An 11,245-nucleotide genomic window follows, 5' to 3' on the forward strand; every position below is an offset into this window, starting at 1 on the left:
GCACCGACCCCGCGACCCCCGTTTCAGACCACAGACTTACAACCCTGAGAGGGATTGACGCATAGTGCTCGACGTCAACTTCTTCGATGAGCTCCGGATCGGTCTGGCCACCGCTGACGACATCCGTCAGTGGAGCCACGGCGAGGTCAAGAAGCCCGAGACCATCAACTACCGCACCCTCAAGCCCGAGAAGGACGGACTCTTCTGCGAGAAGATCTTCGGTCCGACCCGGGACTGGGAGTGCTACTGCGGCAAGTACAAGCGTGTCCGCTTCAAGGGCATCATCTGCGAGCGCTGTGGCGTCGAGGTCACGCGCGCCAAGGTGCGCCGTGAGCGGATGGGCCACATCGAGCTCGCCGCTCCCGTCACGCACATCTGGTACTTCAAGGGCGTCCCGTCGCGCCTCGGTTACCTGCTCGACCTCGCCCCGAAGGACCTCGAGAAGGTCATCTACTTCGCGGCGTACATGATCACGTTCGTCGACGAGGAGCGTCGTACCCGCGACCTGCCCTCCCTCGAGGCGCACGTCCAGGTGGAGCGTCAGCAGGTCGAGAACCGCCGTGACTCCGACCTGGAGGCCCGCGCCAAGAAGCTCGAGACCGACCTGGCCGAGCTCGAGGCCGAGGGTGCCAAGGCCGACGTGCGCCGCAAGGTGCGCGAGGGTGCCGAGCGCGAGATGAAGCAGCTGCGCGACCGCGCCCAGCGCGAGATCGACCGTCTCGACGAGGTGTGGAACCGCTTCAAGAACCTCAAGGTCCAGGACCTGGAGGGCGACGAGCTGCTCTACCGCGAGCTGCGTGACCGCTTCGGCACGTACTTCGACGGCTCGATGGGTGCCGCGGCGCTGCAGAAGCGCCTGGAGACCTTCGACCTCGAGGAGGAGGCCGAGCGCCTCCGCGAGATCATCCGTACCGGCAAGGGCCAGAAGAAGACCCGTGCGCTCAAGCGCCTCAAGGTCGTCTCCGCGTTCCTGCAGACCAGCAACAGCCCCAAGGGCATGGTGCTCGACTGCGTGCCGGTCATCCCGCCGGACCTGCGTCCGATGGTGCAGCTGGACGGTGGCCGCTTCGCGACCTCCGACCTGAACGACCTGTACCGCCGCGTGATCAACCGCAACAACCGCCTGAAGCGCCTTCTCGACCTCGGTGCGCCCGAGATCATCGTGAACAACGAGAAGCGCATGCTCCAGGAGGCCGTCGACGCGCTCTTCGACAACGGCCGTCGTGGTCGCCCGGTCACGGGCCCCGGCAACCGTCCGCTGAAGTCGCTGTCCGACATGCTCAAGGGCAAGCAGGGTCGTTTCCGTCAGAACCTGCTCGGCAAGCGAGTCGACTACTCGGCGCGTTCCGTCATCGTCGTCGGCCCGCAGCTGAAGCTGCACCAGTGTGGTCTCCCGAAGGCCATGGCGCTGGAGCTCTTCAAGCCGTTCGTGATGAAGCGCCTGGTCGACCTGAACCACGCGCAGAACATCAAGAGCGCCAAGCGCATGGTGGAGCGCGGCCGCACGGTCGTGTACGACGTCCTCGAAGAGGTCATCGCCGAGCACCCGGTTCTGCTGAACCGTGCTCCCACCCTGCACCGCCTCGGCATCCAGGCCTTCGAGCCGCAGCTGGTCGAGGGCAAGGCCATCCAGATCCACCCGCTCGTCTGCACCGCGTTCAACGCGGACTTCGACGGTGACCAGATGGCCGTGCACCTGCCGCTCTCCGCGGAGGCGCAGGCCGAGGCCCGCATCCTGATGCTGTCCTCGAACAACATCCTCAAGCCCGCCGACGGCCGTCCGGTGACGATGCCGACGCAGGACATGGTCCTGGGTCTGTTCTTCCTCACCACCGACGGCGAGCTCCGTGACACCAAGGGCGAGGGCCGTTCGTTCGGCTCCACGGCCGAGGCGATCATGGCGTTCGACGCCGGCGAGCTCGCGCTGCAGTCGCAGGTCGACATCCGCTTCCCGGTGGGCACCATCCCGCCGCGTGGCTGGACGCCGCCGGCCGTCGAGGAGGGCGAGCCGGAGTACCAGTCGGGCGACAGCTTCCGCCTGCGTACGACGCTGGGCCGCGCGCTCTTCAACGAGCTGCTGCCCGAGGACTACCCGTTCGTCGACTACTCGGTGGGCAAGAAGCAGCTCTCCGAGATCGTCAACGACCTGGCCGAGCGCTATCCCAAGGTCATCGTGGCGGCGACGCTCGACAACCTGAAGGCGTCCGGCTTCTTCTGGGCGACCCGTTCCGGTGTCACCGTGGCCATCTCCGACGTCGTCGTTCCCGAGGCGAAGAAGGAGATCGTCGCCGGGTACGAGGCGCAGGACGAGAAGGTCCAGAAGCAGTACGAGCGCGGTCTCATCACGAAGGAAGAGCGCACTCAGGAGCTCATCGCGATCTGGACCAAGGCGACCAACGAGGTTGCCGAGGCGATGAACGCGAACTTCCCGAAGACCAACCCCATCTTCATGATGGTTGACTCGGGTGCCCGAGGAAACATGATGCAGATGCGTCAGATCGCCGGTATGCGTGGTCTGGTGTCGAACGCCAAGAACGAGACGATCCCACGTCCGATCAAGGCCTCCTTCCGTGAGGGCCTGTCGGTGCTGGAGTACTTCATCTCGACGCACGGTGCTCGTAAGGGTCTGGCGGACACCGCTCTGCGTACCGCCGACTCGGGTTACCTCACCCGTCGTCTGGTCGACGTCTCCCAGGACGTCATCATTCGCGAGGAGGACTGCGGCACCGACCGTGGCCTCAAGCTCACGATCGCCGAGCGTGGCGCCGACGGCGTCCTGCGCAAGGCGGACGACGTCGAGACCAGCGTGTACGCCCGCATGCTCGCCGAGGACATCGTCGTCGACGGCAAGGTCATCGCGCCGGCCAACGTCGACCTGGGTGACGTCCTCATCGACGCCCTGGTCGCGAACGGCGTCGAGGTCGTCAAGACCCGCTCGGTCCTCACCTGCGAGTCCGCGGTCGGCACCTGTGCCTTCTGCTACGGCCGCTCGCTGGCGACCGGCAAGCTGGTGGACATCGGTGAGGCGGTCGGCATCATCGCCGCCCAGTCCATCGGTGAGCCCGGTACCCAGCTGACGATGCGTACCTTCCACACCGGTGGTGTGGCCGGTGACGACATCACCCAGGGTCTGCCCCGTGTCGTCGAGCTCTTCGAGGCTCGTACGCCGAAGGGTGTCGCCCCGATCTCCGAGGCCGCGGGTCGTATCCGCATCGAGGAGACCGAGAAGACCAAGAAGATCGTCGTCACCCCGGACGACGGCAGCGACGAGACGGCGTTCCCGATCTCGAAGCGTGCCCGTCTGCTCGTGGGCGAGGGCGACCACGTCGAGGTCGGCCAGAAGCTGACCGTGGGTGCCACCAACCCGCACGACGTGCTGCGCATCCTGGGTCAGCGTGCGGTCCAGGTCCACCTGGTCGGCGAGGTCCAGAAGGTCTACAACTCGCAGGGCGTGTCGATCCACGACAAGCACATCGAGATCATCATCCGGCAGATGCTGCGCCGCGTGACGATCATCGAGTCCGGCGACGCGGAGCTGCTGCCGGGCGAGCTCGTCGAGCGCTCGAAGTTCGAGACCGAGAACCGTCGTGTGGTCACCGAGGGCGGTCACCCCGCCTCCGGCCGTCCGCAGCTGATGGGTATCACCAAGGCCTCGCTGGCGACGGAGTCCTGGCTGTCGGCCGCCTCCTTCCAGGAGACGACCCGAGTCCTGACGGATGCGGCGATCAACGCCAAGTCCGACAGCCTCATCGGCCTCAAGGAGAACGTCATCATCGGTAAGCTCATCCCGGCCGGTACGGGTCTGTCCCGCTACCGCAACATCCGGGTGGAGCCCACCGAGGAGGCCAAGGCCGCGATGTACTCGGCCGTCGGCTACGACGACATCGACTACTCGCCGTTCGGCACCGGCTCCGGCCAGGCCGTTCCGCTGGAGGACTACGACTACGGTCCGTACAACCAGTAAGCGAGCAGGTTGCTTGAACCGCAGGGCGGTCACCCCGAGGAATTCCGGGGTGGCCGCCCTGCGGCGCGTTGGCGCATGATGGAGGGCACCGAAAGTCCGGTCCGGGGGAGTTGGTCTCGTGTCGAATTCGTCGTGGCAGCCCGCTCCTTGGCCGCCTCAGCAGGGCCACCAGCCGTCGATGCTCGCCGCGCACGCCGACCGGGAGCGCGCCGTCGACGTGCTGCGGGCCGGATTCGCCGAGGGGCGGCTGCCGCAGGGGGAGTACGAGAAGCGGGTCGAGCGGGCCTATCAGGCGCGCACGGTGGGGGAGCTGTCCCAGTTGGTCGCCGACCTGCCGCAGGGGCCCGTACCCCAGCAGTCGTTCCCGCAGGCGCCCGTGCCGCGGACGTTCCTGCCGGCTCCGGTGCCGCCGCCGCCCACCAACGGCAAGGCGATCGGGTCGCTGTCGTGCGGGGTGGCGACGTTCTTCACGGCGGGGGCCACCGGGATCCCGGCCGTGATCCTGGGGCACATGGCGCGGGCCGAGATCAGGCGCACGGGAGAGCAGGGCGACGGGATGGCCGTGGGCGGGCTCGTGCTCGGGTGGCTGTCCGTGGCCGGCTGGGCACTGGTGCTGCTGATCGCGATCGTGGCGGCGGCCCAGAGTGGCGGCTAGTAGCAGGCAGTGACGCCACGCCCGGCGTGTCCTGGCTGCGGGGTATTTGTTTTGACCGCAGCGTATGAGATAGGTACGCTCAGACCTTGTGCCTGGGGTGTGCCTGGGCTCGTGTGCGTGTCTTCAGCCGCACGGCGAGTCCGGATCGGAGCCGGTTCACGGTTTTGATCAAGGCCACCGCAATCTGCCGCCTTCCCGCCTTTGAGCGGGGGTCTGCAGTATTCGACACACCCGACCGCGTGGGTCGGCGACGTTCCAGGTTAGTTTCACGATCGGCACACAGAAACCGGAGAAGTAGTGCCTACGATCCAGCAGCTGGTCCGGAAGGGCCGGCAGGACAAGGTCGAGAAGAACAAGACGCCCGCACTCGAGGGTTCGCCCCAGCGCCGTGGCGTCTGCACGCGTGTGTTCACGACCACCCCGAAGAAGCCGAACTCGGCCCTCCGTAAGGTCGCGCGTGTGCGTCTGACCTCCGGCATCGAGGTCACGGCCTACATCCCGGGTGAGGGACACAACCTGCAGGAGCACTCCATCGTGCTCGTGCGTGGTGGCCGTGTGAAGGACCTGCCTGGTGTTCGTTACAAGATCATCCGCGGTTCGCTCGACACCCAGGGTGTCAAGAACCGCAAGCAGGCCCGCAGCCGCTACGGCGCCAAGAAGGAGAAGTAAGAATGCCTCGTAAGGGCCCCGCCCCGAAGCGCCCGGTCATCATCGACCCGGTCTACGGTTCTCCTCTGGTGACCTCCCTCATCAACAAGGTGCTGCTGAACGGCAAGCGCTCCACCGCCGAGCGCATCGTGTACGGCGCCATGGAGGGCCTGCGTGAGAAGTCGGGCAACGACCCGGTCATCACGCTGAAGCGCGCGCTCGAGAACATCAAGCCGACCCTCGAGGTCAAGTCCCGCCGTGTCGGTGGCGCGACCTACCAGGTCCCGGTCGAGGTCAAGCCCGGCCGCGCCAACACCCTCGCGCTCCGCTGGCTCGTCGGTTACTCCCGCGCCCGTCGCGAGAAGACGATGACCGAGCGTCTGATGAACGAGCTGCTCGACGCCTCCAACGGCCTCGGTGCTGCCGTGAAGAAGCGCGAGGACACGCACAAGATGGCCGAGTCCAACAAGGCCTTCGCGCACTACCGCTGGTAGTCGCTACCCACATCGAGACCGAGAGAAGACTGAAGCCTTATGGCTACCACTTCACTTGACCTGGCCAAGGTCCGCAACATCGGGATCATGGCCCACATCGACGCGGGCAAGACGACCACGACCGAGCGGATCCTGTTCTACACCGGCGTCTCGTACAAGATCGGTGAGGTCCACGACGGCGCCGCCACGATGGACTGGATGGAGCAGGAGCAGGAGCGTGGCATCACGATCACCTCTGCTGCCACCACCTGTCACTGGCCGCTCGAGAACGACGACTACACGATCAACATCATCGACACCCCCGGGCACGTCGACTTCACCGTTGAGGTGGAGCGCTCCCTGCGTGTGCTCGATGGTGCTGTGACGGTGTTCGACGGCGTCGCCGGCGTTGAGCCGCAGTCCGAGACGGTGTGGCGTCAGGCCGACCGTTACGGCGTGCCGCGCATCTGCTTCGTGAACAAGCTGGACCGTACCGGTGCCGAGTTCCACCGCTGCGTCGACATGATCGTCGACCGCCTCGGTGCGACCCCGCTGGTCATGCAGCTGCCCATCGGTGCAGAGGCTGACTTCCAGGGTGTCGTCGACCTCGTCACGATGAAGGCGTTCGTCTGGTCGGCCGAGGCCGCCAAGGGCGAGGCGTACGACATCGTCGACATCCCCGCCACGCACACCGAGGCTGCCGAGGAGTACCGCGGCAAGCTGCTCGAGGCCGTCGCGGAGAACGACGAAGAGATGATGGAGCTGTTCCTGGAGGGCACCGAGCCCACCGTCGAGCAGCTGCACGCCGCCGTGCGTCGCATCACCATCGCCTCCGGCAAGGGCGGCGACACCACCGTCACCCCCGTGTTCTGCGGCACCGCGTTCAAGAACAAGGGCGTTCAGCCCCTGCTCGACGCCGTCGTGCGCTACCTGCCGACCCCGCTCGACGTCGAGGCCATCGAGGGCCACGACGTCAAGGACCCCGAGGTCGTCGTCAAGCGCAAGCCGTCGGACGAGGAGCCCCTCGCCGCGCTCGCCTTCAAGATCATGAGCGACCCGCACCTGGGCAAGCTCACCTTCGTCCGGGTCTACTCGGGCCGCCTGGAGTCCGGCACTGCCGTGCTGAACTCCGTCAAGGGCAAGAAGGAGCGCATCGGCAAGATCTACCGCATGCACGCGAACAAGCGTGAGGAGATCGAGTCGGTGGGCGCCGGTGACATCGTCGCCGTCATGGGTCTGAAGCAGACCACCACGGGCGAGACGCTCTGTGACGACAAGAGCCCGGTCATCCTGGAGTCCATGGACTTCCCGGCGCCGGTCATCCAGGTCGCCATCGAGCCGAAGTCCAAGGGTGACCAGGAGAAGCTGGGTGTCGCCATCCAGCGTCTCTCGGAGGAGGACCCCTCCTTCCAGGTGCACTCGGACGAGGAGACCGGCCAGACCATCATCGGTGGTATGGGCGAGCTTCACCTCGAGGTGCTCGTCGACCGCATGAAGCGCGAGTTCCGCGTCGAGGCGAACGTCGGCAAGCCCCAGGTCGCGTACCGCGAGACGATCCGTCAGGCCGTCGAGCGCGTGGACTACACCCACAAGAAGCAGACCGGTGGTACCGGTCAGTTCGCCAAGGTGCAGATCGCGATCGAGCCGATCACCGAGTCCGACGGTCCGGCGTACGAGTTCGTCAACAAGGTCACCGGTGGCCGCATCCCCCGGGAGTACATCCCGTCGGTGGACGCGGGTGCGCAGGAGGCCATGCAGTTCGGCATCCTGGCCGGCTACGAGATGACGGGCGTCCGCGTCACGCTTCTCGACGGTGCCTACCACGAGGTCGACTCCTCCGAGCTCGCGTTCAAGATCGCCGGTTCGCAGGCCTTCAAGGAGGCCGCGCGCAAGGCCAAGCCCGTGCTGCTCGAGCCGATGATGGCCGTCGAGGTCACCACGCCCGAGGACTACATGGGTGAGGTCATCGGCGACATCAACTCCCGCCGTGGCCAGATCCAGGCCATGGAGGAGCGCAGCGGCGCTCGCGTCGTGAAGGGCCTCGTGCCGCTTTCGGAGATGTTCGGCTACGTCGGCGACCTCCGCAGCAAGACCTCGGGTCGCGCAAGCTACTCGATGCAGTTCGACTCCTACGCCGAGGTTCCCCGGAACGTCGCCGAGGAGATCATCGCGAAGGCCAAGGGCGAGTAACCCACCCGGTTCCACGCTTTAGGCTTGACACCATCCGCCGGGGTTTCGACCCCGCCCCAGGGAGAGCGACCCCGGCGGCTGGCATCCCAGCAAAGATCACCCTGGCGCCGATGAGTAAGGCGTACCAGAACCACTCCACAGGAGGACCCAGTGGCGAAGGCGAAGTTCGAGCGGACTAAGCCGCACGTCAACATCGGCACCATCGGTCACATTGACCACGGTAAGACGACCCTCACGGCCGCCATTACCAAGGTGCTGCACGACGCGTACCCGGACCTGAACGAGGCCTCGGCCTTCGACCAGATCGACAAGGCTCCTGAGGAGCGCCAGCGCGGTATCACGATCTCGATCGCGCACGTCGAGTACCAGACCGAGACGCGTCACTACGCCCACGTCGACTGCCCCGGTCACGCGGACTACATCAAGAACATGATCACGGGTGCCGCGCAGATGGACGGCGCCATCCTCGTGGTCGCCGCCACCGACGGCCCGATGCCGCAGACCAAGGAGCACGTGCTCCTGGCCCGCCAGGTCGGCGTTCCGTACATCGTTGTCGCCCTGAACAAGGCCGACATGGTGGACGACGAGGAGATCCTGGAGCTCGTCGAGCTCGAGGTCCGTGAGCTGCTCTCCGAGTACGAGTTCCCGGGCGACGACCTTCCGGTCGTCAAGGTCTCCGCTCTGAAGGCCCTTGAGGGCGACAAGGAGTGGGGCAACTCGGTCCTCGAGCTCATGAAGGCCGTGGATGAGTCCATCCCCGAGCCCGAGCGCGACGTCGACAAGCCGTTCCTGATGCCGATCGAGGACGTCTTCACGATCACCGGTCGTGGCACCGTCGTCACCGGTCGTATCGAGCGCGGCATCCTCAAGGTCAACGAGACCGTCGACATCATCGGCATCAAGACCGAGAAGACCACCACCACGGTCACCGGCATCGAGATGTTCCGCAAGCTGCTCGACGAGGGCCAGGCCGGTGAGAACGTCGGTCTGCTCCTCCGTGGCATCAAGCGCGAGGACGTCGAGCGCGGCCAGGTCATCATCAAGCCGGGTTCGGTCACGCCGCACACCGAGTTCGAGGCGCAGGCGTACATCCTGTCGAAGGACGAGGGTGGCCGTCACACCCCGTTCTTCAACAACTACCGCCCGCAGTTCTACTTCCGTACGACGGACGTGACCGGCGTCGTGACCCTCCCCGAGGGCACCGAGATGGTCATGCCGGGTGACAACACCGAGATGAAGGTGGAGCTCATCCAGCCCGTCGCCATGGAGGAGGGCCTCAAGTTCGCCATCCGTGAGGGTGGCCGGACCGTCGGCGCCGGCCAGGTCACCAAGATCAACAAGTAAGCATCGCTTACCTGTTGAGTCCCTTCGGGGCTTGATGCCTGGTAGCTCCTGCGAGCTCTGAAAGGGCCCGTACGACTTCACGTCGTACGGGCCCTTTTGCGTGTCCCCGTGTCCCCGTGTCCCCGTGTCGCCGTGTCCCCGTGTCCCAGGGCCGGCGCCGTGCGGTCAGGCCTTCGCCTGGGTCGGGCGCCACAGCCAGGGCCGGGCGTCCGGGGACAGGCCCGCGGCCGTCGGGCCGCGGCGGTCCACGCTCAGGGACGGGCCGTCGAGGGTGGCGGGGGGCGTGGCCGGGCGGGTGATGTGGCCGTCGTGGAGGAGCTGGATGTTCCCGTCGGTGTCGCGGCCGAGCAGGTACGCGCCCGCGGCCGTCACCGGGCCGTAGCCGGGGAAGCGGACGGCCGGGGCGCCGGGGGAGAGCAGGCGGTCGGAGGCGGGCGGGCGGAAGTAGAGGCGGCTGCCCGCCGCGGCTATCGCGTCCGCCGGGGTCGGCAGGCCGGTGAGCGGGGCGGGGCCTTCCGGTGTCCAGTGGTGGACGGTGTCGCGGCCGGGGGCGTACACGTGCACCCGTCCGTCGTCCCCGACGACCGCCGTGAGTCCGTCCTGGACCGGGCCGCCGCCGAGCCGCCGCCAGGGTGACCAGGTGCCCGCCGCGTCCCGTACGCGGGTGCTGACGCCCTGGTCCGCGTCGCGTACGAAGAGGTGGACGCGGCCGTCGGGGGCGGTGACGGCGACCGGGACGCCGACGCGGCGGCCGCGGTCGGAGTCGGTGCCCTCGGGGTTGCCGAGGCCGGTCCAGGAGCCGTAGCGGCGCGGGCCGCGCTGTTCCAGGACCACGATCTCGCGCACGTCAGGGGCGCCCCGGCCCTCGATCGCCGCGAGGCGCAGGCCGAACACCAGGTGCCGGCCGTCGGTGAGCGTCGCGCTGCCGAGGACCGGGGCGAGCGGGCCGCCGCCGAGGTCGACCGGGGCGCCGAACCCGCCGTCCGTCGTGGCCTTCTCGTCGTACCGGACCGCGCGCAGGCCGAGGACGCCGTACGCGGTGAGGCGGCCGTCGGCGGCCGGGGCGAGCGCGAGGCGGGGGCCCGGGTAGCGGTAGTGGGTGGCGCGGACCCAGCCCTTGCGGTTGGTCAGGGGACGGTCGCCGCCGACGTTGTAGTCGCCGCAGCCCGCGGGGTTGCCGCACTGCCAGTCAGGGGCCGCGCCGTACGGGATCAGGTGGGCGGCCTTCTGGTCCAGGACCTGGGGCGGGAGGTTCTTGGGCCAGTGGTGGTTGTAGTAGCCGCGGAAGGCGGTGACGGCGAAGGCCGGGGGGCCGCTCTTCGTCTGCTGCGCCCAGCGGATCAGCGCGGCCCAGCTGAAGCAGGCGACGGCGGTGTGGTCGGCGTGGTCGGAGTAGCCGGGCTGCTCGCTGTCCCTGATCTGGGTGATCCGGTCGCTCGCCTGGATGTCCGGGTCGGGGTCGAGGGTCTGGACGAGGGTGGGGCGGTAGCGCTCGTAGAGCTCGACGAGGACGCCGACCAGCGACTCGTAGTCGTACGTCTGGACGGTGCGCACCGGGGAGCCCTGGGGGACGAGGGTGCGCAGCAGGAGGCCGCGGTCGCGCCACAGCGCGGGGACGCCCATGTGACCGGCCGGGGTGTGCATCGCCAGGTCCAGGTGGACGAGCTCGACCCGGCGGCCGCGGTGCTGGAGGGTGCTGACCTCGGCCTGGAAGCCGTTGCGGAAGCGGATCGCGCTCGTCTCCCAGCGGGTGAAGACGGGCAGGCCGAGCTGGGTCGCGTACGACTGGCGCAGGCCCTGGTGGCGGGCGGCGGCGTAGGCGGCCTTGTCGGGGGCGGGGGCGCGGTCCGCCGGCGTCTTGTTCCGCCCGTCGGCCTCGCCGGCCGTGACGTAGACGCAGACGAGCGGGGTGCCGGCGGCCAGCGTGTGCTGGGTGTCCGGGTTCATGAAGTACAGGTCGTCGTCGGGGTG

7 protein-coding genes are annotated in these 11,245 nt (G+C 67.7%); 6 read left to right on the forward strand and 1 reads right to left on the reverse strand.

Annotation, left to right across the window (positions count from 1 at the left end):
- Nucleotides 1–64 precede the first annotated feature (64 nt).
- From M4J07_RS28615 to tuf, 6 genes are all read left to right on the forward strand, one after another.
- A complete protein-coding gene (locus tag M4J07_RS28615; protein WP_255976264.1) occupies nt 65–3,964 on the forward strand; it encodes a DNA-directed RNA polymerase subunit beta' in 3,900 nt (1,299 codons plus the stop codon).
- A 178-nt stretch (nt 3,965–4,142) separates the two neighbouring features.
- Nucleotides 4,143–4,619 (forward strand): DUF1707 and DUF4190 domain-containing protein, encoded by a 477-nt coding sequence (locus M4J07_RS28620; protein WP_255976272.1) that lies wholly within the window; start codon nt 4,143–4,145, stop codon nt 4,617–4,619.
- Between the two features lie 297 nt (nt 4,620–4,916).
- Complete coding sequence (gene rpsL, locus M4J07_RS28625) at nt 4,917–5,288, forward strand: 30S ribosomal protein S12 (protein WP_003948652.1); 372 nt, start codon at nt 4,917–4,919, stop codon at nt 5,286–5,288.
- Between the two features lie 2 nt (nt 5,289–5,290).
- Nucleotides 5,291–5,761, forward strand: coding sequence for a 30S ribosomal protein S7 (gene rpsG, locus M4J07_RS28630; RefSeq protein ID WP_111663838.1), 471 nt, complete (start codon nt 5,291–5,293; stop codon nt 5,759–5,761).
- Nucleotides 5,762–5,800: 39 nt separating this feature from the next.
- Nucleotides 5,801–7,930: an elongation factor G gene (gene fusA, locus M4J07_RS28635; protein ID WP_255976266.1), complete on the forward strand. Its 2,130-nt coding sequence runs from the start codon at nt 5,801–5,803 to the stop codon at nt 7,928–7,930.
- Nucleotides 7,931–8,080: 150 nt separating this feature from the next.
- A complete protein-coding gene (tuf, locus tag M4J07_RS28640; protein WP_255976268.1) occupies nt 8,081–9,274 on the forward strand; it encodes an elongation factor Tu in 1,194 nt (397 codons plus the stop codon).
- Nucleotides 9,275–9,439: 165 nt separating this feature from the next.
- Here tuf and M4J07_RS28645 read toward each other — a convergent pair.
- Nucleotides 9,440–11,245: PIG-L family deacetylase (locus M4J07_RS28645; RefSeq protein WP_255976270.1), on the reverse strand; the 1,806-nt coding region annotated here is incomplete at its 5' end.

Origin of the sequence: Streptomyces longispororuber (assembly GCF_024448165.1) — a bacterium.
GTDB classification, from domain to species: domain Bacteria; phylum Actinomycetota; class Actinomycetes; order Streptomycetales; family Streptomycetaceae; genus Streptomyces; species Streptomyces longispororuber_A.